This is a genomic window from Halobellus captivus (assembly GCF_003697845.1).
Lineage (GTDB): Archaea > Halobacteriota > Halobacteria > Halobacteriales > Haloferacaceae > Halorubrum > Halorubrum glutamatedens.
In genome coordinates, this window is sequence record NZ_RDQE01000003.1 from 87174 (window position 1) to 111515 (window position 24342).

Here is a 24342-nt window from a genome sequence, read left to right on the forward strand (position 1 = left end):
TTTTGACACCTGCGGGAACTCTGTAGAGCATGCATTCTCATGCAACTTTTGCGGGCAGTCGTTCTGTGGAAGCCATCGACTACCGGAAAATCACAAGTGTCCGTCTCAAAAAATAGGTGGTAATTCAACCAGCTTTGCTGGGGACGGGCCACAAATTCGGGATCGGCGGGGAACGGGTCGGAAACGGCGAGAAAGGGTTCGAGATAAAGAAACAAGCCGAATGAATCCACCCGAGAATATCACTCTCCAAAACAAAGAAAATCAGAACAAAGGCAAATCAGAGACAGATATTTTGACTTGTCCAACCTGTGGAAGTAGTACTGATCAAATCCTTGAGTGTGGGAGATGTAGTTAATCAATCTGTCCAAACTGTGAAGGGGTTGACGAACATGAATGTCCTGAAAGTGATGCGGTAGACGATAGTAGCTCATCAGATGAGGTTTCTCTTTTCGATAAAATATATAACCTATTCAGATGAGACACTCTGTCAGTAGTAGAACTAAGATGATGTTTGTTTTCTCGTAAATAGTTCGTTCGACCGGTTTATACATCATATTAATGCGGAAACGAATGAGACATCCGTGCCGAATATACTCCCTCTATTCAGCAGTCACGTTATGAAATTTTTCGAATAAACCGGTATCTGATCCGGTATCCGCCTCAGCTGTAGTGAGCATCGCGAGCGGAGCGAGCGATTCACCGACGGAGCCGTCGGAGACGGCGGAGTCGGCTTTTTCCCTCCAGGTTTTTCGAGGAGTGGTTCCCGAAGCGAACGCAGTGAGCGAAGGGAATCCGACGAGAAAAAGGTGGACCGTCAGTCGCGACTCACCACCTCGTAGCGCCGCTCGTACTCGATCACGGTCGCGACGCGGTCGGCGACCGCCTCGCCGAACTCCAGTTCCACGACGTACAGCGCCAGGTCGAGCCCCGAGGTGACCCCGCCCGCGGTCAGGAGGTCGCCGTCGTCGACGACGCGGGCGTCGACCACGTTCGCGCCCGACTCCCGGAGCTCGTCGACCGCGCCCGCGTGGGTGACCGCGCGGCGGCCGTCCGTGACCCCCGACTCGGCGAGCAGCATCGACCCGGTACAGACGCTCGCGATCCGCGTCCCCGCCTCGTGGTGGTCGGCGAGCGCGGCCGGGATCGCCCCGCGGTTCGCCTCGGCCCACGCACTCGCGGTCTCGTCACGCGCGTTCCACCCCCCGCCAGGAACGACGAGGAGGTCGGGAACGTCGTCGTCGCCCGCCTCGGGGAGCACGCCGTCGATCCCGACCCGGGTACCGTGGCTCGCGGTCACCGTCTCGCGCTCCTCGAGGGTGACGTAGCGGACGCGTCCCCCTCGGTCGGCGTAGTCGATCGCGTAGTCGAACACCTCGTAGGGCCCGATCCCGTCGAGTTCGTCGAAGCCGTCGTACAGCAGCACGTCGACGTTCATACGCGGAGGAGAACCTCAGCGAGTATGGGCGTTCCCCCTCCGGCAGGCCGTCCACCGTCGCGCGGATGGAAGCGACGGGGCGTCGGACTCACCCGGGAGGGGTCACTCCACGGACCCACCCTGCCGGATCCCCGTCCACTCGTCGATCCGGAACCGATAGCCTCGGACGCCCCGCATCGGCTCGGCGGAGCTGAACAGGTCCGGATGCCAGGCGTTGGCCATCGCCTCCCGGAGGTCGGCCCAGTCGTCCTCCTCGATCGCCTCGATCCGTCCCCGGAGGTTCACGCTGCGCCACTCGTGCGGCGATCGGGCCTCGTACACGAGGAACCGTGCTCCGGAGGCACGCTCGCTCAGCGTCTCCTTCCGACTCTCGGGGCCGAACAGCAGGAACGTGAAGTAGAGCGCCGACGCCCCGTCGTACCCGAACGACATCGGCACGAGGTAGGGGGCGTCGTCGTCGGGGAGTGCGAGCGTCCCGACGCCCTGCTCGGTCAGGAACTCCCGGATCCGGTCGTCGGTCATCGCCGCCGCGCTCGATTCTAGTAACTCATCTGTTGACATATCGCACAATTCCCTCTCAACGATATTAAATCACGAGACGGATCCGGGGGCGTGCTCACCGCCCGAAACGGAGAGTCTCAGCCGATCACTCGGCCGAGAACGACTCGACGACCGCAGAGATGTCGTCGGCCACCCGCTCCCGATCGACGCGCTCGCCGCGGTAGGCTCGCTCGACGATCCCGTCCGGGTTGGCGAGCAACGTCACCACGGCGTGAGTGAAGTCGTATCCCTCGAGACGGTCGCTCTCCGTTGTCCGCTCGAAGCCGATTCCGAGGCGGTCCTCGACGACGTCCTTGGCCCGACCGGGCGACGACGGCCGCAGGTAGTGCCAGTTCCCCGCCTCCAGATCCACGCCGAGAGACTCGGCGTTCTCGCGGAGCGCCCGCTCGTCGTCGCGCTCGGGATCGAACGTGATCGGGAGGAAGACGGTCGAATCGGTCAGCCCCGACTCGGCGACGCGACGTTGAACCTCGACGAGACGACGAAGCAGTATCCCGCACTCCGCGGGACACGACGTGAAAATCGCCGTGACGACCGCGGTCCGATCGAGCGATGCGCCGTCGATCGTCTCCCCGGAGAGCGGCGCTCGGAGTTCGAACTCGGGGAGCGGCTGGCCGTAGGCGGGATACGCGAGGTCGTCGGAGTCGGCGAGTTGGTCCTCCTGAGGATCGAGGACGACTCCCTCGGGTTCGTCGTTCGACAGCGCCGCCGTACAGCCGGCGACGCCTCCGGTCGCGACCGTTCCGATCCCCCCGAGCAGCGCTCGGCGTCTCATGTCGGATCCGACGGACGGCCGGGGCATAACCGGTCTGGTGCGACGTTCGAACGAACCGCGATCGAAGGGATCGGAGCCGAACGAGCCGCAGTCGAACCACTCCGACGCGAACGCACGGACGGTCGCCGCCGACGGCCGTCGGGTCAAAACGGCGTGTAGTACGGGATCGGCGGGTGTGGAAGCGGCACGCCGAGAGTCACCAGTCCATGCTGGAGCGGCACGTAGCCGAGGACGACGAACGCCACGCCGAGGACCCGGTGGAGTCGAGTCCGAGTCTCGACGCTCACCGACTGAAACACCGTTCCGAAGAGGAACATCGCCGGGATCGTTCCGATCCCGAGGGTACCGAGCGCGACGACCCCGCCGGCCGCACTTCCCTGAACGAAGGCGTAGAGGAACGCCGGGTACAAAAGCGGGCACGGGAGCGATCCGTGAGCGGCGCCGAGTCCGAGTATTCGCCAGTCGCCGACCCACGCGTCGACGCGCGGGACGATCCGTCCGGCGACGATCCCGGAGAGGTGATCGACGCCGGGCACGGGAAACGAGTGGAGTTCCAACCGGAGCGCGTACCGGACGCCGAGCGCGACGATGACCCCGCCGACGAGGATCCCCGTGAGCGCGTGGACGTCATCTGCGAGCGTCGTGACGGTTCGACCGGTGACGAACGCGAGGCCACCGGCGAACCCGAACAGGCCCCCGATCGCGGCGTAGCTCGCCGTTCGACCCACGTTGAACAGCGCGTGTTGACGGACCTGTCGAACCGTGAGGTCGTCGTCGCGGCGTCCACCCTCCCGCATTCGGTCGGCGTACGTCGTGACGAGCGGCCCGCACATGCCGAGGCAGTGTGCCCCGCCGAGTAACCCGATGAGGAGGAACACGGCCAGGCTCAACGGTTCGGTCGAGTGGAGGGACCCGGCCGGTTCACACGTCGCCGTGGCGGTCGTCGGAACGGTACCGAGCCAGGTTCGGGCCGGCTCGGAACCGAACGCGACCGGGAGCGCGCGCATGCCTGACGGTCGGGACGGCCGTCCCTAACCGATCTGGTGTGATCGACGAACGGGCGGGCCACCCGGGAGAAACTCGGGTGTCCGATGGCTCACTCGAAGAGGCTGTCGACGGTCCGGACGAAGCGGTCGACGATCCGATCCGGCAGCGACGGCGAGACCACGTCCAGCAGCTCGGCGGTCCGGTCGGGACGAGCCAACGCGACCGTCATCGGTCGGTCCGCGGACTTCTCGACGATCCCCGCGTCGACGAGGTTCGAGACGTGCCAGGCGATCGTGCTCCGGGCGAGATCCAGGTCGTCCGCGAGCGTCGTCGGCCGCGTCGGCCCCTCGGCGTGGAGCCGGAGGAGGATCCCCCTGGCGGTCTCCCGGCGGAGGAACGCGATCGCCCGGCGCTCCCAGGGATCGAACGCCGGGTCGAAGTAGTGGGCACGGCCGGCGACGTGCTCGACGGCGATCTCGTCGTCGCGGACGAGCCGACGGAGATGGTACTGCGCCTGTCCCGTGGCGATGTCGAGCTCCCGGCCGACCCGGTTGAAGTGGACGCCCGGGGTCTCCCGAACGTGGCTCCGTACCCGGGCTCTTGTGTCCGGCATGGTCGTCACCGACGCTACCGGACCTCCGCGTAAAAACCGCTCGTGTGTTCCCTCTCGCCGGGATCGGTTCCTCGTCGCGAGTGGACGGGGAGCGTGGGCGCGAGGGGTTCCGTTTCGGAGCGTCGTCGCTGCTCGTTTTGCCGGCGAGTCTATTTGGGTGAGCGTCGCGTGCCGGTCCACATGGACCACGTCGAGTACGTGTACACCGGCGGAATGGACGAGTCCGAGGTCGACGACCGATTACGATCGGGCGAACACGGCGTCCTCGGGTTGGCGGACGGGAACGACGCGTACGCGATCCCGCTGAGCTATCACTACGACGGCGATCGGTTTCTCCTCAGAGTGAGCGAACACGACGCCGACAGCGAAAAGGGACGGTTCTTGGAGACGACCGAGACGGCCACGTTCGTGTGCTACGACGCATCGACGAACGAGTCGTGGAGCATCCACCTCCGTGGCCCGATCCGTGAGTGGGAGGGAGACGCCGACGAGACGACGCTCAACGAGTGGTTTCAACCGTTTCGTCTCTTCGACGAAAGGGTCGAGACCGTCGAGTTCGCGCTCTACGAACTCCGGATGCAAACCGTCGTCGGCCGACGGACGATCGAGTAGCTTCGTCACGGACACGTCCGGCGGGGCTCGAGGGCACGTGGACCGTAGGGTGGCACTCGGAGCGTTCCTTCACCGGACCCGTCTCACAATACGAACGTCAGGATCGCGAGCACGACGAAGAGGATGACGAGCCACTTGGCGATACGCATGCTTAATCCGGCAACCCCGCCGGCACCCGCGATCCCTGCGATCACCGCCAGAACCAGAAAGGCGATCGCGAGTCCGAGAAGGTCACCTCCGAACTGGAGGGGGATGAGCGTGGCGTAGTCGACGACGGTGCGGACGGGTTCCATGTTCGGTCTTTCGTCTCCAGCCGGTTAGTTAATGCATGGGTAGCGGACGGGTGAACGGAGCGTCTACGCATAGGGTGACGTTTCCGACGGAGCGCGGTCGACCGTCAGGTGGGAAGACCGGCCCTCCCGAGAGAGACGCGAGTGAACATCACAGCTCCAGGCCGCGGATCGAAACCGATCCGTCCGCTCCTTCGGCTTCCTCGACCCGCCCTATCACGCGTCCGCCGGTCGCCGCCGCCAGCGACTCGGCGGCCTCGGGGTCGAGCGCGGCGACGAACCCGGTCCCCATGTTGAAGGTACGATGCATCTCCTCGTCGGAGACGTTGCCGGCGGACCGGACGAACTCGAAGACGGGCTGGGCCTCGAAGGGATCCTCGATCACGTATCGGTGCGCGCCGAGCCGCGTCAGGTTCGTCCAGCCGCCGCCGGTGACGTGGGCCGCGGCACGAACCCCGTGATCACGCATCGGGTCGAGCAGGTCGGTGTAGATCCGGGTGGGCTCCAGGAGCGCCTCGCCGAGCACGTCGTACCCCTCGAACGGGCAGGGATCGTCGTACGCGTGCTCGCGGGTGACCGCCTCGCGTGCGAGCGTCAGTCCGTTCGAGTGGATCCCCGAGGACGCCCAGCCGACGAGCGCGTCGCCGGGCTCCGCCTCCCCGTCGAACACGCCGTCCTTCGCGGCGAGTCCGGCACAGGTCCCCGCGAGGTCGAGCCCGCGGACGACCTCGGGCATCACCGCCGTCTCGCCGCCGACGAGCTCGATGTCGGCGCGCTCCGCGCCCGCGGCGAGCCCCTCGCCGACCTGTTCCGCGAACGTCTCGTTCGGCTCGTCGACGGCGAGGTAGTCGACGAACGCCACCGGACGTACTCCGGCGGCGACGAGGTCGTTGACGTTCATCGCGATGCAGTCGATCCCGACCGTCGAGTAGTCGGAGAGCGCCTCCGCGACGAGCAGTTTCGTCCCGACGCCGTCGGTCGCCAACGCGAGGTAGCGGTCGCCGATGTCGAGCAGGCCGGCGTAGTCGCCCTCGCCCTCGCCAACCATGCCGATCAGCGCGGCGGTCGCCGCCTCGCTCGCGTCGATGTCGACGCCCGCGTCGGCGTACGTGAGTTCGTCGCCGTCACCGTCGTTCTCGGCCATACCCGTGTCGTGGCGCGCCGGAGCAAAAGGACACCGTTTGCCTCCTCGAAGGGCGGTTCGATCGCACTCAGAACGGCCCGCCGAAGCCGAGGCCGAGCACGAACACGAGGAGCACCGTGAGCAGGACCGAGGGGACGAACGCGACCACCCACACGACGCGGCTCCACCCCATCACCGTCCTCCCGTCGAGGGGGCCGTACGGGACCAGGTTGAACGCCGCGAGGAAGACGTTGATCGCGATCCCCCGCTCGCCGACGAGGGCCAGGACCTCGCTGCCGAGGAGGGTTCCGGCGTACAACACCGGGACGAAGACGAGCACCAGGAGCAGGTTGACGACGGGCCCCGCGAGCGCGATCCGGCCGTGTTCGCCCGGAGTCAGCCGTCCGCGATGGTGGACCGCGCCCGGTGCGGCGAAGATGAACCCGAGCAGGGAACTCGCCACCGCGAGGAACAACATCCCGTTGTCCGCGCGGAACTCCGCCACCTGGTCGTAGCGCACGGCGACGACCTTGTGAGCGATCTCGTGGAGCAGGAATCCCACGCCCGCGGTCAGGAGGCCGACGAGGAGCGGGAGCACCACGCCGGCGTCCACGATCCGACCGATACCCGCTGTCCCGCCGACGAAGAAGAGCGTGAACGCCACCCCGAGCGCGAGCCACGCGACGAGGAGGTCTCTGAGTTCGGTACCGCTGAAGTAGAGGCCGCCGATCCGGCGGCCGGTGAGGTTCGTTGACATGTCGTGTGTGTGCGTGTATCAGGGGGCGACCAGTCCGCGGATCAACTCGGCGCTGTTTCGTGCGCCCTGGATCATCAGCCGCGAGACCTCCTCGACGCCCCCGATGTCGCCGAACATCGCGGGCAGGACGTAGACGGCGAAGAGGAAACTCGCGACGATGCTGCCGACGTTCGTCATCGCGACCACCACGATGAGCTTGAACAGCGGGACGTCGAGCATCTCCTTGACGAGCTCTCCGGGCGGTCGCGTCTCGTCGGCCAACAGCTCGTTGAGCGTGCCGATGTCGCCGACGTTCACCGTCAGGTGGCGTAACTCGACGTAGCCGGTGAACCAGCCGGGCGCGAGGAGCGGGTTGATCGAGGTCATCCACGCCACCGCGCCGCCCACGCCCGCCGAGGACCACCGTGCGCCGGCGAGCTTCGCGAACCCGAACGCGAAGGCGGCGTTGATCAGGAACCACGCGCCGAACAGCCGGAGCAGGAACCCGTTTCGGACGCCGGCCATCGCGAGCAGGACGAAGAAGCCGACGAACCCGACCGTGATCGCGTAGCCGATCGCCTTCTTCCAGGGGAATCCCCGTCCCGACTCCTCGCCGACCAGATCCGCCATCGGCGGCAGCGTTCCCGGGTCCGCGAGGTAGCGGTCTATCCCCGCCCGGTGGCCCGCGCCGACGACGGCGACCACGTCGCGCCCGGCCTCCCGTAGGGCGACGAGCCGGTGGGCGATGAACGCGTCGCGCTCGTCGATGAGCGCCTCCGCGCCGCCCGGGGAGAACTGCCGGAACTCCTCCATCATCATCGTCACCACGTCGGTGTCGGTGAGCTCCTCGATGTCGATGTCGTCGATCCCGCCGTACTCCGCGTCGTCTCCGGTCCCCGCCCGTCCGAACAGGCCGAGCAGCGTCGCACCGAGGACGCCGACCGACAGTCCGAGCGCGAGCCCGAGACCGAGGCTGCCGATCGCGCGGACCGTGAGCCCGCCGAGGTAGGTCGCGACGAGCCCGTCGGCGACGCCCGAGACCGCCACCGCGACCCCCGAGAGCGGCCCGATCGCGGCCGCGGCGTACAATCTGGCGTCCGGCGAGAGGGCGGCCTTTCCGACCTGGTCGACGACGAGCGCGACCAGGACCGCGGACAGCATCCCCGCGGTCACGCTCGTCAGGATCGGCATGGTGACGCCGAAGGAGCCGCCGAAGAGCCCGATCGCGGGGCCGGCGATCACCCCGATCAGGATCCCGGCGACCACTCCGACGACGCGGGAGTCCGTAACCCCGAACGCGAGCCCGCCGACCATCCGGAGCTTCTCGACGAGGGTCATGCGCGCCCAGAACCGCTGGATCGTGGTCTGGATGTCGCGGTCGACCAACGCGACGTCGATCCCGAGGTCCTCGGCGGCGTCGACGGCGGCTTTCATGTCCGCGCCGGGCTCGATGTCGAACCGCTCGCCGAGTTGCGTCTGGACGTACGAGAGCATCCAGTAGGCGAGAAACTGGAAGACCGTGTTCCCCTGAAGCAGGTCGCTCGCGTCGAGGTCGTCCGGGGTCTCGCCCTGCATCTGGCGGTAGCGACCCTCGTCCAGCTCGACCGCGACGACGTCGGGCCGTTCGCGCGCTATCGCCTCCTCGACCTCCTCGACGGAGCGCTCCGAGACGTGTGCGGTTCCGACGACCGTCACCGACCCCGATCCGCGGGCCTCGGGGGCGACGGGAGTGCTCTCGGAGGGGGCCGACGCGGCGTCGGCCGGTCCCTCGGGCGTCTCTGTCATCGTCCCGACGTACTGCGTCACGTCGTTTAGGGTTTGTGAGTCGGTATCGAGCGGTCGCGGGCCTCTTTCGCATCGCCGAATCGACCGTGGATCCCTTCGAGTTCGCCGAATCGACCGTGACCCGCCGGGAGTTCGACGGGTCGGCCACCGCGAGTTCATCGAGCCCGTCCCAACAGATTTGTATTCACACCCCGCGCATACCCGCGTATGTCGCGGCTGTTGCCCTCCCTGCCGGACCCCGAACCCGACGACCGCGAACCGCGCGTCGTCGGCGTCGACGACGAGGAAGCCGAGGAGCTGCTCGCGGCGCTCGGCTCCGAGACCGCCCGGAACGTCCTCTCGACGCTCCACGAGGAGCCGGCGACGACCTCCGAGCTGGCCGACGAACTCGACACGTCCCTCCAGAACGTCCAGTATCACCTCTCGAACCTCACCGACGCGGCGGTCGTCGACGTCATCGACACCACCTACTCGGAGAAGGGTCGCGAGATGAACGTGTACGCGCCGTCGGACGAGCCGCTCGTGTTGTTCGCGGGAAGCGAGGAGCAGTCCTCCGGGATCAAGACGGCGCTGACGCGGCTCCTCGGCGGCTACGTCCTCCTCGGACTCGCCGCGTTCGTCGTCCACCGACTCGCGGCGATGGCGGCCCCCGACGCCACGGCGACCGGGGGATCCGTCGAATCCGCGGGCGGCGACGACGCCGGGACCAACGGTGCCGGTGATGGCGGCGGGGGCGGCGACGTCGGGATCGCGACCGAGGATCAGGACGCTCCCGCGCCGGAGCCGACCGTGGACGCGGAGGCGAACGACGGCGTTCTCGACGTCGTCACCGACCTGGCGACCGACCTGCTCGCCGATCTCGCCGCGGCGCTCTCGGAGCCGGGCGTCGTGTTCTTCCTGGGGGCCGCCCTCGTGTTCTCGATCGCCTGGCTCTACTGGTACCGCCGGGGGCGGACCGCGGCCTGAAGGGTCTGAAGGGTCCACCCGATCGCTCCGAGAGCGGGGACAGCTATTCATGCGGGTGTACCCATCTACCCGTATGGAACACGAAGCCGAGGTCGTCGGGGTCGGAGCCGGCTCGGCACCCGGCGGGGACGTCCCGGCGGTGATCCTGAGCGTCCGCGGCGAGTACGTCCCCATCTTCGTCAGCGGCGACCAGGCGCGGTCGATCGCGACCGTCCTCGAGAACGAACCGTTCGACCGGCCGCTCACGCACGACCTCCTCGTCGAGATCCTCACCGAGTTCGGCGGCGCGATAGACCGGGTACGGATCGACGACCTCTCCGACGGGACGTTCTACGCGAAGGTCGACGCCGAACGCTACGAGTCCGGCGAGCCGGAGCGGTTCGTCTTCGACGCGCGACCCTCCGACGCGCTGGCGCTTGCCGTCCGGATCGAGTGCCCCATCATCGTCTCCGAGGAGGTGATCGACGAGGCGGGTCGGCCGCCCGACTCGATCCGCTTCGGCGACGGTCGACGTGACGGCCCGTAGCCGCGGATTCAAGTGATCGCTCGACAGACCGGGGGCATGAGCGATCCAGACGCCGGATCGACGGACGAACCGGACTCGGCCGTCGACGCGAGCGACGCGGACCACGCGACCCTCGCCGACTCCCACACCGAGATGACCGAGATGCTCCTGCCGAACGACACCAACAACCTCGGGCGGGCGCTCGGGGGCGCGGTGTTGCACTGGATGGACGTCTGCGGTGCGATAGCCGGAATGCGATTCTCGAGCCGGCAGGTCGTCACCGCCTCGATGGACCACGTCGACTTCATCGCCCCCATCGAGATGGGCGAGGTCGTCGTGATCGAGGGATACGTGTTCAACACCGGACGGACGAGCCTCGACGTGAAAGTCGAGGTCCACGCGGAGAACCCGCGAACCGGCGAGGAGCGCCGCACCACCGCGTCGTACTTCACGTTCGTCGCGCTCGACGAGGAGGGCCGACCGACTGCGGTCCCGGACCTCGCGTGTCCGACGGACGCGGAGCAGGCACTCCGGACGCGGGCCGTCGAGGGACGCCGCGAACAGCTCCGTGAGGTCGTTGACCGATACGACCTCTAACGGTCGGAACCCTCCGTCCGGACGGTCGCCCCCTCAGCGTCGTAGGCGCGGGTCACGCGCTCGCTCAGATCGCCGAGGCCCTCGGCCGCCGAGAGGTGGCTCGAACACCCGCAGTCGGACGCGCCGAACCCGTCGAGCGGCCCCGCCGGGAGCCGATCGGAGACCGCGCACTCCGCGTCGACGCCGGGCGCGTGGACGACGCGGTCGATCCGGGCGTCCGTCTCGCCGAGCAGGTAGTCGACGTGCCAGTGGCGCACGTCGTGGTCGCCGCGGGCGGTCCGTCGGTGACGTCGGACCCGCGAGAACCCGCCGGACCCGAGCGCGCTACCCGTGTAGGCGTACGCGCCGGCGGGGAATCGGCACTCGCCGAGCGCGCCGACGGACAGGGTGGTCGCGGTCGGGAGCTCGACGACGAGCGTGTACGTGCCGCCGACGGCGCCGTCGGGCAGATCACGGTCGCCTTCCGGCCGGCCGTCCGCGTTCGGTCCGGGCACCGTCTCAGGCCGCCGGCTCCGGCGGCTCGCTCGCGGCCGGCCGCAGCGTCTCGACCAGGCCGGCGGCCTCCTCGGTGAGGTCGTACGCGTCGTGGAAGTCGGCGGGGTCGCGGTCGCGTCCGGACAGCGCGCCGACGACGCCGGCGATCCGGTCGTAGTTGTCACGGACGAGCCCGCCGACGATCCCGGGCGTCCCCGCCCGTTCGGCGAGCTCCTCGGCGGCCGACCGACCCGCGTACACCCGCCGCTCCTCGGGGTCGACGAGCACCATCGCGAACGGCCGCGCGCCGAACTGCGCGTCGAGGAACGGGCCGACGGGATCGGCCTCCCACGGCACCGCCTCCACGTCGTCGAGCCGACGGAGCGCGACCGCCGCGATCGAGCAGTACGGACAGTCACCGTCGAAGATCAACACCGGTGAACCCGCCGTGTCACTCATGAGTGAACGTACGCTCCGTTCCGACTTAAGCGGTCGGCCGCGTCGCCGAACGCCCTTCTCCCGGCCGATACGACTAGTGCGAGTGGCCGAGAGCGTCCTGGAGCGACTGGCCGAACCGCTCCTCGAAGAGCTCCTCCGCGGTCTCGTTCATCTCGGCGATGTCGTCGGGGACGCCGCCCTCGCTGTGGTGGGCGATGACGTGCGCCTGCTGGGCCATCGCCTGGACGATCACGTCGGTGACGACCCGGGTCGACGGCTCGCCCTGCTCGCTGAGCACGTCGACGAGGCCGGCGGGCAGTTCGAACGACTCCTCCTCGCCGTCGGGACCGGTGAGGGTGTAGGTTTCCGTGTCTCCCATACCGGCCACTCGCGGTCGGGACATAAGGGTCTGTGGAAACCGGGTTCGGCGCGCGCACGAACGAGGAAGAGCGAGGGGAAACGAGAGAAAACCAGGGGAACACGCGGTTCGTCCGTGAACGTCGCTCGTTCGGGGACGGCGTTCATCCGTGGGCCGAGATCGCCCGCACGGAGAATCCGGAGGCGGCGACGGTGAGGAGGTAGATCGCGATCGCGACGACGACGATCGACCCGCCGGAGGGCAGTTCTCCACCGATCGCGACCGCGAACCCCCCGATCACCGACAGCTGGCCGAAGATCACGGACAGGTACGTCGTCTCCCGGAAGCTCCGGGCGATCTGCGAGGCCGCGGCGACGGGCACGACGAGCATCGCGGCGACGAGGATCACGCCCAACACCTGCATCGCGCCGACGACGACCACCGCGGTCAACACCACGAGCAGCGTGTTGTAGCCCGTCACGTTCAACTGCGCGACCCGCGCGGCCTGTTCGTCGAAGGTGATGAAGAGCATCTGCTTGTAGGTGGCCGCGACCGCGACGACGACGACGACGGAGAGTCCGGCCATCAGCCGCGCCCCCTCGACGGTCACCACGCCGAGGTTGCCGAAGAGATATCCCTCGATGGCGATCCCGGTGAGGCCGCGGCCGTAACTGACGATCAGGGTCCCGACCGCGAAGCTCCCCGAGAGCATGATCGCGATGGGCACGTCGCCGTAGGCGTCGGTCCGCTCCGTGAGCCACTGGACGCCGATCGCCCCCACGATCCCGACGACCAGCGCGATCAGGAGCAGCGGGCCGTCCCAGCCGGTGACCGCGTTCACGAGGAAGCCGAGCGCGACCCCCGCGAACGCCGTGTGCGCGAGGGTCTCCCCGATGAGCGCCATCTCGCGGTGAACCAGGAAGACCCCGACGAGCGGGGCGACGACGCCGATCAGCACGCCGGTCGCCATCGACTGCCACATGAACGGATGCCTGAACACGTTGGTGCCGAACGCGGCGTCCATCCCGCGTCCGAGCGAGCGGAAGCCGGCGTACAGGCCGCCCGCGACCGGCAGGTCCTGTGCCCAGTAGAGGAGCACGAACCCGATCATCGCGGCCGCGAGGAGGGCCGTAACGGCCACGCCCGAGAGCTCGACGATCCGGCGGCGATCGCGGGTGGAGCCGGTCGCGTCCCCGCTCGCCGCGGCTGATTCCCCGCCGTTCATGGGTGGTGGTGGTGGACGACCTGTCCGGTTGCCCCATAGGCGTCCGCCAGGGCGTCGCTCTCGACGAACGACTCGGTGTCGCCGTGGTGGTATAGCTCGGTGTTGATACACGCGACGTGGTCGGCGCGGTCGGTGACGACGCCGATGTCGTGTTCGATCAACACGATCGTGATCCCGTCGTCGTTGAGCCGGTCTAAGAGCGCGTAGAAGGCGTCCCGGGACTCGGCGTCGACGCCGACCGTCGGCTCGTCGAGCGCGAGCAGATCCGCCTCGCTCGCCAGCGCCCGGGCGATGTACGCGCGCTGGCGCTGTCCGCCGGAGAGCTCGTTCATCAGCCGGTCCGCGAGGTCGACGATGCCGACCGTCTCCATCGCGTTCGCGATCGCCCTCCGGTCGGCCTCGCCGAGCCGACCGTGGCCGACGTGGGCGAACCGACCCATGGTGACGCACTCCCGAACGGTGACCGGCATCGCCCCGCCCCGGTTCGTCGCCTGCTGGGAGACGTACCCGATCCGGCTCCCGTCGTCGACCTCGTCTATCGGCCGGTCGAACAGCCTGACGGTTCCCTCGTCGGGGGTGTGAAGCCCCAACATGAGGTGGAGGAGCGTGGTCTTCCCCGAGCCGTTCGGGCCGACGAGCCCCAGAAAGTCGCCCGCCTCCACCGTCAGCGAGACGTCTCTCACGGCGACGGTGTCACCGTACGCGAACGTCACGTCCTCTAGCTCGATGACCGGCTCCACGGTGTGTGGCGACCATCCGTCCTCCGGACGTTTAGCTCTTCCATTCGATGCGGCGATCCGGTCGACGTCCATCACTCCGCGCCGAGCGCGCGTCCGAACGCGGGGACGTTGACCTCGAGCATCTGCTCGCGGTAGCCGTAGCCCGCCTCGTTCCACTCTCGGGTCGACCCGCCCACGGCCGTCACCGCCATCGTCTCGCTCGCGCCGCTGTCCTCGACGATCGTTTCGGCGAGGTTCGACGACTCGAACCGGTCGTGCAACACCACGTCGATCCCGTTCTCGTCGACGACCTCTATCGTGTCGGCGATGTCGCTCCCGCTCGGTTCGTTCTGCGGCGACACGCCCACCGGCGAATGGATCTCGAAGCCGTACCGTTCCGAGAGGTACTGAAAGGAGTCGTGGCCGGCGAGCACGACGACGTCTCGTTCGGCATCGTCGACCAGCGAGGAGAACGCCTCGTCGACCTCATCGAGGTCCGACTTGTACGCCTCGGCGTTCTCGACGTAGTCGTCGGCGTTGTCCGGGTCGACGTCGCCCAGCCCGCCCGCGATGGTGTCGACGACCTCCGTCGCGAGAACCGGATCGACCCAGACGTGCGGGTCGATCTCGCTGCCGTGGTCATGTTCGTCCTCACCGTCGTGGTCGTCCTCCTCCTCGTGGTCGTGATCGTCCCCTCCGCCCTCCTCATCGTGGCCCTCCTCCTCGTGTGACTCCCGTCCGTGATCCCACGCGAGCAACTGTTCGTCGAGGTCGCTCAGTCCGTCGATGACCGCCACGTCCTCGTAATCGGACTCGAGCGTCGACGCGAGGTCCTGCGCCCAGGTGAACTCGGCACTGTCGAAGTACACGAACGCGTCGGTCGAGGCGACGTCGGCGGCGAGCGTCCCGCTCGGCTCCCAGCCGTGGCCGAGCTGTCCCACGTCGACCGGGTTCGTGAACGTCGCGTGGTCGCCGGCGACGCGGTTCGCCCAGTCGTGGAGGGGAAAGAACATCGCGTAGCCGGAGTCGAGCCCGTCGGCCGCCTCGCCATCTCCTCCGTCGCCGGCATCCGATCCGCCGCCCGTACCGGCACAGCCGGCGAGGGACCCGGCAGCGCCGACGCCGAGGAGTCCGGCGCTTCGACGCAACACCGACCTGCGTGTGTCGTCCATACCGATCGATGGGTTCGATTAACACAAAAAGGTTATTATTTCATAAACAGAATTTAATAACTCAGGACAGATACGGTCGGTCGAGTTAACAACGGCCGACGGATCGGGTCGCCACTCCCCGTCACTCCTCGCCGAACGCCCGATCGAGGGCGTTCACGCGCGCGTCCCACGTCTCCCGCGAGAGCCGGGCCTCGGGGGCGAACGTCTCGTAGGCGTGGTACGCGCCGGGCCAGAGGTGGAACTCGGTCTCGACGCCGCCGCCGAGCAGCCGCTCGGCGTAGGTGCTCGTCTCGTCCCGGAAGACGTCGTGGGTCCCGACGTCGAGGTACGTCGGCGGCAGCTCCGAGAGGTCCCCGACCCGCCCGGGCGCGGCGTACGGCGGGAGGTCGTCCGCACCGCTCGACTCGCCGAGGTACGCCTCCCAGGCCCGGACGTTCATCCCGCGGTCCCAGATCCCGATATCGGTGACCTGCTCGCTCGACTCGGAGACGTTCCGGTCGTCCAACATCGGGTAGATCAGGTGCTGGTGGCACAGTTCGGGTCCGTTCTCGTCACGCGCACGAAGCGCCACGGCGGCCGAGAGCCCCCCGCCGGCGCTCTGCCCGCCGATCGCGACCCGGGAGGCGTCCACGCCGAGGTCAGCGGCGTTCGCCGCGACCCACTCCAGCCCGGCGTAGCAGTCGTCGACGGGTGCGGGATAGGGGTGTTCGGGCGCGAGCCGGTAGTCGACCGAGACCACGACGCACCCGACCTCGTCGACGATCCGCTCACAGGTGGGGTCGTCCCGGTCCAGGTCGCCCAACACCATGCCGCCGCCGTGGATCCAGTAGAGACACGGCAGGGGGCCGTCGCCGTCGGCGTCGACCGGACGATACGCCCGGAGCGGGAGGTCCCGGTCGTCCGTCGGACCGGGGACGGCCACGTCCTCGGACTCGACGCCGGGACGATCGGGCACCTCGGCCAGCATCGCCTCCAACAGCTCGGTCATCCGCTCGCGCGTCGCGGGCAGGTCGTCGAAGTCGACGACGTTCGCGAGGAGGAACTCGTCCGGGATCTCCTCGAGGACGGCCGATAGCTCCGGATCCATCGGGGGTAAGTCTCGTGCCATGCTACCGCTTGGGCTTCCTGACGCGATAAACGTCAGGATCGATCGAGTGAGTTTCCGCTACGCTCTCCTCGGTTACGACTCCGTCAGGTCCACGACCGTCGCGTCCGCCAGGTCGGCCAGCCGGTCGGGCTCGATCGGGAAGACCGCGCTCGGGGTTCCCGCGGCCCCGTACACCGTCTCGAACGTCCGGAGGGTCGGGTCCATCACCGTCGGGACCGCCTCGTCGTGACAGATCGGGGGAACGCCGCCGATGCTCCAGCCGACGACCTCGCGGATCCGTTCGGGATCGCCCATGGTGGCGGACGTGGCGTCGAAGTGCTCGGCGACGGCGTCCAGATCGAGACGGTTCGCCCCGCTCGTGATCGCGGCGACGAGGTCGTCGGACGAACCTCGACTGCCGGAGGCCCGTCGCGCCTCGCCGTCGCCGCCCGACAGCTCGACGACGATGGTCGAGGCGATGGCCGCGGTCTCACAGCCGACCGCGTCCGCCGCGGCCGCCGCCGTCTTCGTTCCGGCGTCGAACTCCAGGACCTCGAGGTCGACGTCGTAGCGGTCGTGCGCGCGCTCCGCGAACTCCGAGGCTCGCTGGTGCATGACCGATCCGGCGCGGTCGTGCGGCATCAAGCCTCGGAATGCGGTAGACCCCGACGCATCCGGAAGCCGGAGCGACCGTCCCGCGGAAACAGCTGATGGAGTCGTCCGGCCCCTCGACGGAGTCCCGCCACGGATGTCATTCGCGACGGCCTGCCCCGCCCGGCCGATCAACGTATATCCCCTCACGGCCTGTCTGTTGCATGACATCGACACGACGACGCTACCTCCGTGGCGTCTGTGGGTCCGCGTCCGTCGGCCTCGCGGGGCTCGCCGGCTGTGCGATCCGCGCGCCCACCGCCCCCGGTGACGGAGGGCTCGACGGCGACGACGACACGGACGGGAACGGATCGGGCGGCACGCGCCCCTCCGGAACCGGCGGGCCGGGCGTCACCGTCGTCGCCGTCGACGACGGGCCGGATCTCCCGATCCGCCCGGCGATCGAGGTCGTCCGCGAGGCCGCCACGCCGGAGGCCCCGCCGCAGCTCCGGACGACGCTGACCAACGCGGGCGACGAACGCGTCAGGATCGGCGAGGGACGAGCGGCCCATTTCGAGTACGTCGCCGACGACTCCGGGCTGTTGATCCTCCTTCCGCCCGCCGACGAGTATCCCGCGGAGCCCGACTGCTGGCGGCTCGACGAGGGGATCGCCGTCACCGAGGAGTACCGAACGTTCGAGGTCGCCGCCGGCGGGTCGAGCGACCGCGTCGTCGACCTCTACGCGACCTCCGAGGCGGACGGCTGTCTCCCGGTCGGGGAGTTCCGGTTCGAGACGACCGTCGCGGTCGTGTCGGCCGACGCCGAACCGCTGTCGTCGGGGCAGTGGGGGTTCACGGTCCTGTTGGAGTAGGCGACCGGCACGGCGACGACCTGCCGCCCGACCCCGGCTTCACCGCGTCCGAAGCTCGTCCTTGTCCTTGATCACGCGGGCGTCGCCCTCCCCGGAGGTGACCTCGTTGACGAGTTCGTAGAGGTCGTTCTGTAACCCGGCCGGGAAGGTGAGCACGCCGACCCACGAGCCGTCGTTCTGCCACTCCTCGCGCTCGAGGTCGCCGAACTCCCTGACCCGTGCCTGTCCGGATCCCGCGTAGTCCGCGGGGAGTTGAACCGCCATCGTCACCTCCTCGAACCGGATCGGGATGACGGGTCGCAGCGCCTCGAGCGCGTCGTCGACCTGGTTCTCGACCGGCTCCATCGGATCGATCTGGAACCCGGCCTCCTCCAACGCACGCTCGATCCGCTCCGGCGGATGCGGCGAGTCGTCCATCTGCGGGTTCACGGCGTTGCGCGTGATCGTGTTCACGAGCCCTCTGTGCTTCCGCTCCTGCATCTCCTCGCGCTGTTCGGCGGTGATCTGGATCTCGCCCCGCTCGACCACCTGTGGAATGATCTCCAGGGGGTCCGTCGTCCCGAAGACGGTCTCTAAGTCCTCCTCGGCGGGTCGATCGCCTCGAGAGGCGTTCTCGAAGACGTCCTCGGCGGCGATCACGTCCTCCAGCTCGCCCTCGAACTCCCCGCGTTTCATCGCCAACGCGGCGTCCGGGTCGATGAGCACCTCGAATCGCTCCCCGTGTGACTCCAGCCTGGCGGTCACCGCCTCGTCGAGTGATATCATACGTGTGGATACCACCCCTGCGATAAAAAGCCTCCCGCGCCGCGGCGAACCGCGCTCCTCCGTCCCGAGAGCCCGAGAACCGTTTCGACAACGACCACTGATCATTAAATTACCATATATATTTATTACAAATTGAGGCCATTATCGGGAATGGTTCCGGAAGCGCACCGTCGGGGATCGGAAGAAAGGAACGCTGAACGGGTAGGTATACGGATGCCGGCGGTGTGTCGATGAGCGAACCGTCGCTCGAATCGCTCGACGGCGTCGGTGAGAAACGAGCCGAACTCCTTCGACGACACGGGTACACGAGCGTCGAGTCACTGGCGAAGGTCGACCCGAAGGAGCTCGTCGGGATCCAGGGGATCGGTCCGGCCACGGCGACGGATCTCCTCGCGTCCGTGGTGCGAGTGTTGGACGACGCCGATACCGCGGTAAGGACGTCGGACGCCAGCGATCCCGTAATGACGACGCCGCGTTTCGGAACGCCGTTCTCCGCGGTCGATCGAGTCGCTCGGTCGCCGGCATGGAGACGATCGAAACCGGGTGCGGGCGCAGCGGCGGACTCGACCGCGGAATCGGATCGATCCGAAGCCCCGGATGTCGGGATCGCTCCCGGCCGAAGGAAGACGCGGTCGGACGACGCGCCGACACACGAGTCGGGCGGGGACGTCGCGGCCACGGTCGCGCTCGCCCACGAACTGCTGAGCCGGGAGGCGGACGGGACGGGTCGTATCGGCCGCACGCCGATCGACACCTCGAACGTCGACGCGAACATCACCCTCCGATTCACACGCGCCTCGCGCTTCGACGCCGATCCCGCCGCGGTGCTCGCGAACGCCCGCCTACCGAAGCGAACGCTCGATTCGCTCCCGGAGTTCGAGGACCGCGTCCTCGATCGGCTCGCGACGGATTCGGGATTCGCCGCGGATCTAGTGGCGTCGCCGGAGACCGCGATCCGCTCGCTCGACGCCGACGATCCGATCTCCGAGCTGTTCGCGCTGCCACCCGCGTCGCCGGGGCGGTGCGCGGGACGCACGCTTGCGCCGGTCGGCCTCGCCTCGCTCCGGATCGAGACGGACGACGCCTCGTCCGCCGGGGGTGACTGACGGATGCGAACGCCGTACGAGACCGGCGACTACGATCTGGTCGTTCAGATCGCCGAGCGGGAGTACAACGACCAGCTGGCCGCGTTGTACGCCGCGGGGTCCGACGTGTTCCCCGCACAGATCCGCCGGCCGTTCGACACCCTCGTCTCGGGCGAGGTGAACTTCCTCTTCGACACCCCGTGGATGGCCTTCGAGCGGGACCCACAGGTGCGCCGCGAGGTCGCGCGATACGACTGGGGCGTCTCGGACGCGCAACTCTCCACGAGCGGCGAGCAGATCACGCTGTGTCTCCCGTTCAGCGAGGCGTTCGTCGCGCTCGACGGCGGGGCGACCCTTAGCGACCTCGACGGCGCGATACTCGTTCAGGAGACAGTCGCCGTCGGAACGCCCGCGACCGACGGGAACGCCCGGGTGGTGGGGCTCGACTTCGAGGACGGCATCGACCGGATCGAGGTCGGGTTCACCCCGGAGACGGTCGACCGACTGAACGACGTCCACGCCGCCTTCCCGGGGCTCCTTCGTGGGACCGTTCAGGGCGAAGTCGAGGACCTGTTGGTCGACGACGTCGAGTGGATCCCGCTCTCGCCGCGACCCATCCCGATCGGCGGGGACGACGACCCGACCACGCCGATCGACGTCGAAACCACCCTCGTTCGGAACGGCGAGGACGCGCTCGCCTTCCTCCTGCCGACTCGGGAGGGAGCCGACGAGGACGGGATCGAGAGGGACGCGGCCGATCTCACGACGGCGAGCACCGCGCCGGGATCTCCCGTGGTCGTCCTCGTCGACGCCGAGACGCTGCTCGCCGACATCGTCCGTCCCTCGCTTTCGGACTCGCTCGACGCGCCTCCGGAGGCGTTCGCCCGACCGTGTCGGCTCACGACTCCGGTTCCGCTGGACGTCTCGGACGAGGGGACCATCGACACCCTCGTCGTCACGCGGCTGGAGGCCCGCATCGCGAACGGCCGCATCGACGTGACCGGGGCGTTCGAGGGCAACGGCTCGGCGGAGGGTGCCCCCTTCGACGTCACCGGCGACTTCCGTGTCCGGGTGTATCTGGAGATCGAGGACGGAGCGATCGACGTCCGCGTCGAGATGGACGACCCGAACGTGGACGTGAGTTTTCCCTGGTACGTCGTGCTCGCGGGGATCGCGCTGGGGGCGATCACGGGCGGCATCGCGGGCGTCGTCCTCGCCGCGGTCGCCGTCGTCGTCGCCGACGCGGTCGCCGACGGCGTCGCGAAGGGGATCGCGAAGGACGTCTTCGCGGATCGGCTCAGCGACGTGGACGACCTCTCGATCCCGCTCGGACCGGCCGCCGAGGGGTTCGAGCTCACCGAACTCGACCTGACGGCCGACGCCCTCGCGATCGGGGGGCGACCGGTGACGGACGCGTCCCTCCCGGTGGTCTCGTCGTCGACGCGACGCTCGCTTGCCCCCGGCCGATCGATCGACCTCGACGCGGGGACGGTCCGGTCGGGCGTCTTCGACGGTGCCGACCTCTCCTGGAGAAGCGGTCCCGACGGACCGGGACTGTACGCCCGGTCCGCCGCCGTGATGGCACCGCTCGCCGGGTCCGCCTTCGACGGTCTCACCGTGGTGGACCTCGAACAGGCCGAGTACGAATCCACGGCGTTCCGCCGACACCTCCCGGCGTCACGGGTGCCGACGCGGGTTCAGTTCCTCGGCGTCGAGTTCGGCGGAACGATCGTAGTGGCCGTCCAGACGAGCGAGAACCGCTACGCGAAGGTCCGCTGCTCGCAACGCGACGGCCGGCTTCGGCTGGAGTACGTCACCTACGGTCGGCCGACGCCGCAGGTCGCGATCGACGCTCGGTCGCGGGTGACCGACGCGGTCGAAATCGAGAGCGGGACCGAGTCGTGGCCCGTCGTGGGTTGTTTCCCGTCGTTCGGGTTCGACGGAGGACGGGTCGGCGGCGGCCTCGAGGTGGAGAACCGGTCGGCGGAGTATACCGTCGAGGAGGTCAGTTATCGAATCGTCGCCACGGCACGAACCCGGCTGCTCGCCTGGCCGCTCGACGGCTACATTTGGACGTTCGACGGCCGAACCGTCGACGGTCAGGGGACGCTCGTCCACGACGGGAACACCGTCACCTACGACGTGAACGGATCGACCTGCGTCCTCGAGACCGAGCGAGGCGCGGGTCTCTCGGGACGCCTCTCGGTGAGCGTCACCGACGATCGCGGGATCACGGTCACCGATCGCGACCGACTCTCCTACGCCGATACCCGGAAGACCGGCGGGCTCCCGTCAGGGGCCATCCGGGAGGCGAACGACGAGATCACGCGATGTCTGGCGGACCGCCATCGACGGTTCCCGCCGGACGGACCGGGCGGACACTGGTCCGGCGGACCGGGCAGTGCCGAACCCGACCCACTCCCGCCATGGGCCCTGGACGAGCACGTCCAACCGCCAGCGATCGGAGGGCTTCCGGCGACCGATCCCGGCGCGTTCGAGCGACTCCTCGACGGGGTGATCGCGACCGGCGACTCGACCACACGGCCGACGGGAGTCGACGCGTCGAACGCTCCGGCGAAGAGGGTCGATCCGCTTCGGCTCGACCCCGATCGACTCGCCTCGTTCCGGATCGACCCCGTCCGGTCCGATCGTCCCGCTCTCGACGAGCGTTCGGTACGGGCCGCGCTCGAACGAGGGATGGTGACCGATCCCGACCGGATGTGAACCGGTTGCGATCCAGGCTCGGTAGCAACGATCCACGCTCGGCCGCGATCGCATAAGGGAGCCCCGGATCGACGGAGCGCCGCTCTATCCGGCTACTCGGTCACCGCCTCGCGACACGCGTCCCCGCAGAAGTGCCGTCGTTCTACCGCGCCGTTCTCCACCCACGTGGTCGTCCGTCGGCCGACGCCGAACGCCGGCTCCCCGCAGTTCTCACACCGCGGCGCGGACGCCTCGTCGTCCTCGCCGAGGTCGGATGTCGGGTCCACCATACGACCCCCCTCGGGCCGCGCACACTTGAACCCGGCAAGCCCGGCAGTTCTGGCCGGCCGGAGGACGACCGGCCCGCCTCACTCGTCTCGGTCGGTCGGGTGGGCCACGTCGAGTTCGCCGTCGGGCTCCGGGTCGCGGATCGTCCGCTCGCGTCCGTCGGGCCAGCGCACGACGACGCGGTCCGGATCCGCCCCGCCCAGCCCGAAGTGTGCGACCGGCTCGGTCTGACAGAGGTAGCCGCCGCCGGCGTCGATCACGCGCCGCTGGGTCCTCCCGTCGGCGTGGAGCCGGACGGTCGCGCCACGGGCAGGCGCACCCTGTGGGGTCGTCGGCCGGACGCGAAGCCACCCGTTCTCGGCCGCGTCCGGGACGGCGAACACCGATATCGGCTGAGCGGCCACCTCGCCGTGGACGACGAGGAGTTCGAGAGCCCCGTCCCCGTCGAGGTCGGCGGCGACCGCCCCCGTCCCGAACCCCGTCCGTTCGGCGGCCGCCCCGACGTCGCCGGGGCCCCACCGCGGTCCGCGCTCAGCGGGATTCCCGCCGAGCGGGTCGACCCGCTCGAACAGCCGGCTCGGTTCGCCGAACCCGTTACAGAACAGCTCCTGTCTGCCGTCGTTGTCGAAGTCGGCTGCGACGACCGAGCGGACGCTCTCGGCGGCGCTCAGCTCCGGCGGGGCGACGTCGCGGTACACCCCGGACGCGTCGGGCCTGAGCAGCCGGCTCCGACCCTCCCAGTTGCCGACCGCGAGCGCGAACGTCCCGTCCTCGTCGACCAGCGCGACCCCGCGGGCGTCCCCTTCCGGATCCGCGAGCGCCCGGCCGCCGTCGACCGCCTCGTAGTGGCCGCCCTCGTTGCGGAACAGCCGGTTCGGCCCCCGCTCGACGCCGACGAACAGGTCGGTGCCGGGCGAGCAGAGCGGGCCGGGGAGCAGCGACCGACAGCCGTCGTCGACGGCGAGCCCGACCGCGTCGGCCATGTCGGACGCCTCGCCGTCGTCGCCCAGCTCGTAGAAGGCCAGCGGCGCGCCGTAGCTGGCGACCGCGACCCCGTACCGGCCGGTCCCGAACCGGTCGAGCGCGGCGACGGACCGGCCCGCGCGGAAGTTGAGCCGGTCGGCGTTGATCGGGAGCGCGAACGCGTCGGTCCAGCGGTACCGGTCGGCCTCCAGCCGATCCAGGAGGAGGTCGGAGTCGCCGGCGACCCCGGCGCTGTTGGCGCAGTTGTGGACGTAGATCTCCTCGCAGCCGTCGGCGTCGACGTCGGCCGCGCAGACCCCCATCGCGTGCCTGTCGCCGTCGGCGACGATCCCGCAGGCGGTGTCGGCGAAGCGGCCGTCCCCCTCACGGGCGTACAGCCGGTTCGGCTCCCCGTATCCGGCCACGAACACGAGCGGCCCGTCCCGTCCCGGAGTCACGGCGACCCCGTACCCACGAACGGGATCGGCGTCGACGAGCAGGTCGGAACGGTCCGCGAACATGGCCGTCCGTCACCGCCCGGGGGTTATGAACTCACGGGTTGGGATACCCCCGAACCGCCGGGGGTCGATCCACTTCGAAGCGATCCGCCCCGTCCT

The 24342-nt window shown here is 68.8% G+C and carries 28 protein-coding genes; 8 read left to right on the forward strand and 20 right to left on the reverse strand.

Annotated elements, in window-relative coordinates; all coding sequences use genetic code 11:
- Positions 1-355: AN1-type zinc finger domain-containing protein (locus EAO78_RS18720; protein WP_394337601.1), on the forward strand; the 355-nt coding region annotated here is incomplete at its 5' end.
- Positions 356-814: 459 nt separating this feature from the next.
- Here the strand turns inward: EAO78_RS18720 and EAO78_RS04240 are convergent.
- The 5 genes from EAO78_RS04240 to EAO78_RS04260 all read right to left on the reverse strand — a co-directional run bounded on the left by EAO78_RS04240 (position 815) and on the right by EAO78_RS04260 (position 4371).
- The gene (locus EAO78_RS04240) at positions 815-1435 is read right to left on the reverse strand and encodes a DJ-1/PfpI family protein (protein WP_122104618.1); all 621 of its coding nucleotides are present in this window, start codon (positions 1433-1435) and stop codon (positions 815-817) included.
- 102 nt (positions 1436-1537) lie between these two features.
- A complete protein-coding gene (locus EAO78_RS04245) occupies positions 1538-1996 on the reverse strand; it encodes a pyridoxamine 5'-phosphate oxidase family protein (RefSeq protein ID WP_122104619.1) in 459 nt (152 codons plus the stop codon).
- An 85-nt stretch (positions 1997-2081) separates the two neighbouring features.
- Positions 2082-2771, reverse strand: coding sequence for an SCO family protein (locus EAO78_RS04250; protein WP_122104821.1), 690 nt, complete (start codon positions 2769-2771; stop codon positions 2082-2084).
- A gap of 143 nt (positions 2772-2914) precedes the next feature.
- On the reverse strand, positions 2915-3778 hold the full coding sequence (locus EAO78_RS04255) for a sulfite exporter TauE/SafE family protein (protein WP_122104620.1): 864 nt from the start codon (positions 3776-3778) through the stop codon (positions 2915-2917).
- 89 nt (positions 3779-3867) lie between these two features.
- Entirely contained in the window at positions 3868-4371 is a 504-nt protein-coding gene (locus tag EAO78_RS04260) for a winged helix-turn-helix transcriptional regulator (RefSeq protein ID WP_122104621.1), read from the reverse strand.
- A gap of 180 nt (positions 4372-4551) precedes the next feature.
- On the opposite strand from EAO78_RS04260, the gene EAO78_RS04265 reads away from it, so the two are divergent.
- Positions 4552-4983: a pyridoxamine 5'-phosphate oxidase family protein gene (locus EAO78_RS04265; RefSeq protein ID WP_122104622.1), complete on the forward strand. Its 432-nt coding sequence runs from the start codon at positions 4552-4554 to the stop codon at positions 4981-4983.
- Between the two features lie 83 nt (positions 4984-5066).
- Here the strand turns inward: EAO78_RS04265 and EAO78_RS04270 are convergent, their stop codons facing one another.
- The 4 genes from EAO78_RS04270 to EAO78_RS04285 all read right to left on the reverse strand — a co-directional run bounded on the left by EAO78_RS04270 (position 5067) and on the right by EAO78_RS04285 (position 8917).
- Positions 5067-5276 (reverse strand): DUF1328 family protein, encoded by a 210-nt coding sequence (locus EAO78_RS04270; RefSeq protein WP_122104623.1) that lies wholly within the window; start codon positions 5274-5276, stop codon positions 5067-5069.
- Between the two features lie 148 nt (positions 5277-5424).
- Positions 5425-6417, reverse strand: coding sequence for a phosphoribosylformylglycinamidine cyclo-ligase (purM, locus tag EAO78_RS04275; protein ID WP_122104624.1), 993 nt, complete (start codon positions 6415-6417; stop codon positions 5425-5427).
- 67 nt (positions 6418-6484) lie between these two features.
- Positions 6485-7153 carry a metalloprotease gene (locus EAO78_RS04280; protein ID WP_122104625.1) on the reverse strand — a complete coding sequence of 223 codons (669 nt, stop codon included), beginning with the start codon at positions 7151-7153 and terminating at the stop codon, positions 6485-6487.
- A gap of 18 nt (positions 7154-7171) precedes the next feature.
- Positions 7172-8917, reverse strand: coding sequence for a TraB/GumN family protein (locus tag EAO78_RS04285; RefSeq protein WP_122104822.1), 1746 nt, complete (start codon positions 8915-8917; stop codon positions 7172-7174).
- Between the two features lie 207 nt (positions 8918-9124).
- Between EAO78_RS04285 and EAO78_RS04290 the strand changes: the two genes are divergently transcribed.
- From EAO78_RS04290 to EAO78_RS04300, 3 genes are all read left to right on the forward strand, one after another.
- Complete coding sequence (locus EAO78_RS04290; protein ID WP_122104626.1) at positions 9125-9883, forward strand: ArsR/SmtB family transcription factor; 759 nt, start codon at positions 9125-9127, stop codon at positions 9881-9883.
- Positions 9884-9956: 73 nt separating this feature from the next.
- Complete coding sequence (locus EAO78_RS04295) at positions 9957-10409, forward strand: bifunctional nuclease family protein (protein ID WP_122104627.1); 453 nt, start codon at positions 9957-9959, stop codon at positions 10407-10409.
- A 132-nt stretch (positions 10410-10541) separates the two neighbouring features.
- Positions 10542-10985, forward strand: coding sequence for an acyl-CoA thioesterase (locus EAO78_RS04300; protein ID WP_238987623.1), 444 nt, complete (start codon positions 10542-10544; stop codon positions 10983-10985).
- Here EAO78_RS04300 and EAO78_RS04305 read toward each other — a convergent pair.
- The 8 genes from EAO78_RS04305 to EAO78_RS04340 form a co-directional block, all read right to left on the reverse strand.
- Positions 10982-11479 (reverse strand): GIY-YIG nuclease family protein, encoded by a 498-nt coding sequence (locus tag EAO78_RS04305; protein WP_122104629.1) that lies wholly within the window; start codon positions 11477-11479, stop codon positions 10982-10984. The two genes, EAO78_RS04300 and EAO78_RS04305, sit on opposite strands and share 4 nt — an antisense overlap.
- A gap of 4 nt (positions 11480-11483) precedes the next feature.
- A complete protein-coding gene (locus EAO78_RS04310) occupies positions 11484-11918 on the reverse strand; it encodes a thiol-disulfide oxidoreductase DCC family protein (protein WP_122104630.1) in 435 nt (144 codons plus the stop codon).
- Between the two features lie 73 nt (positions 11919-11991).
- Positions 11992-12276: a DUF7545 family protein gene (locus tag EAO78_RS04315; RefSeq protein ID WP_122104631.1), complete on the reverse strand. Its 285-nt coding sequence runs from the start codon at positions 12274-12276 to the stop codon at positions 11992-11994.
- A gap of 142 nt (positions 12277-12418) precedes the next feature.
- Entirely contained in the window at positions 12419-13480 is a 1062-nt protein-coding gene (locus tag EAO78_RS04320; RefSeq protein WP_122104632.1) for a metal ABC transporter permease, read from the reverse strand.
- Complete coding sequence (locus tag EAO78_RS04325) at positions 13477-14220, reverse strand: metal ABC transporter ATP-binding protein (protein WP_122104823.1); 744 nt, start codon at positions 14218-14220, stop codon at positions 13477-13479. Before EAO78_RS04325 ends, EAO78_RS04320 begins: the two co-directional genes overlap by 4 nt.
- A 71-nt stretch (positions 14221-14291) precedes the next feature.
- Positions 14292-15371: a metal ABC transporter substrate-binding protein gene (locus tag EAO78_RS04330; RefSeq protein ID WP_122104633.1), complete on the reverse strand. Its 1080-nt coding sequence runs from the start codon at positions 15369-15371 to the stop codon at positions 14292-14294.
- A gap of 121 nt (positions 15372-15492) precedes the next feature.
- Positions 15493-16479, reverse strand: coding sequence for an alpha/beta hydrolase (locus EAO78_RS04335; protein ID WP_122104634.1), 987 nt, complete (start codon positions 16477-16479; stop codon positions 15493-15495).
- Between the two features lie 72 nt (positions 16480-16551).
- Entirely contained in the window at positions 16552-17073 is a 522-nt protein-coding gene (locus EAO78_RS04340) for a YbaK/EbsC family protein (protein ID WP_122104635.1), read from the reverse strand.
- Between the two features lie 200 nt (positions 17074-17273).
- Between EAO78_RS04340 and EAO78_RS04345 the strand changes: the two genes are divergently transcribed.
- Positions 17274-17921: a hypothetical protein gene (locus EAO78_RS04345; protein WP_122104636.1), complete on the forward strand. Its 648-nt coding sequence runs from the start codon at positions 17274-17276 to the stop codon at positions 17919-17921.
- 39 nt (positions 17922-17960) lie between these two features.
- Here EAO78_RS04345 and EAO78_RS04350 read toward each other — a convergent pair whose 3' ends face one another.
- Positions 17961-18686, reverse strand: coding sequence for a ribosome assembly factor SBDS (locus EAO78_RS04350; RefSeq protein ID WP_122104637.1), 726 nt, complete (start codon positions 18684-18686; stop codon positions 17961-17963).
- Between the two features lie 230 nt (positions 18687-18916).
- On the opposite strand from EAO78_RS04350, the gene EAO78_RS04355 reads away from it, so the two are divergent.
- Both EAO78_RS04355 and EAO78_RS04360 read left to right on the forward strand, forming a co-directional pair.
- A complete protein-coding gene (locus tag EAO78_RS04355) occupies positions 18917-19792 on the forward strand; it encodes a helix-hairpin-helix domain-containing protein (RefSeq protein ID WP_136516482.1) in 876 nt (291 codons plus the stop codon).
- A gap of 3 nt (positions 19793-19795) precedes the next feature.
- On the forward strand, positions 19796-22495 hold the full coding sequence (locus tag EAO78_RS04360; protein WP_122104639.1) for a hypothetical protein: 2700 nt from the start codon (positions 19796-19798) through the stop codon (positions 22493-22495).
- A 92-nt stretch (positions 22496-22587) separates the two neighbouring features.
- Here the strand turns inward: EAO78_RS04360 and EAO78_RS18080 are convergent, their stop codons facing one another.
- Both EAO78_RS18080 and EAO78_RS04365 read right to left on the reverse strand, forming a co-directional pair.
- Entirely contained in the window at positions 22588-22764 is a 177-nt protein-coding gene (locus tag EAO78_RS18080; RefSeq protein WP_203227822.1) for a DUF7576 family protein, read from the reverse strand.
- Between the two features lie 78 nt (positions 22765-22842).
- Entirely contained in the window at positions 22843-24246 is a 1404-nt protein-coding gene (locus tag EAO78_RS04365; RefSeq protein ID WP_122104640.1) for a CRTAC1 family protein, read from the reverse strand.
- Between the last annotated feature and the right edge of the window lie 96 nt (positions 24247-24342).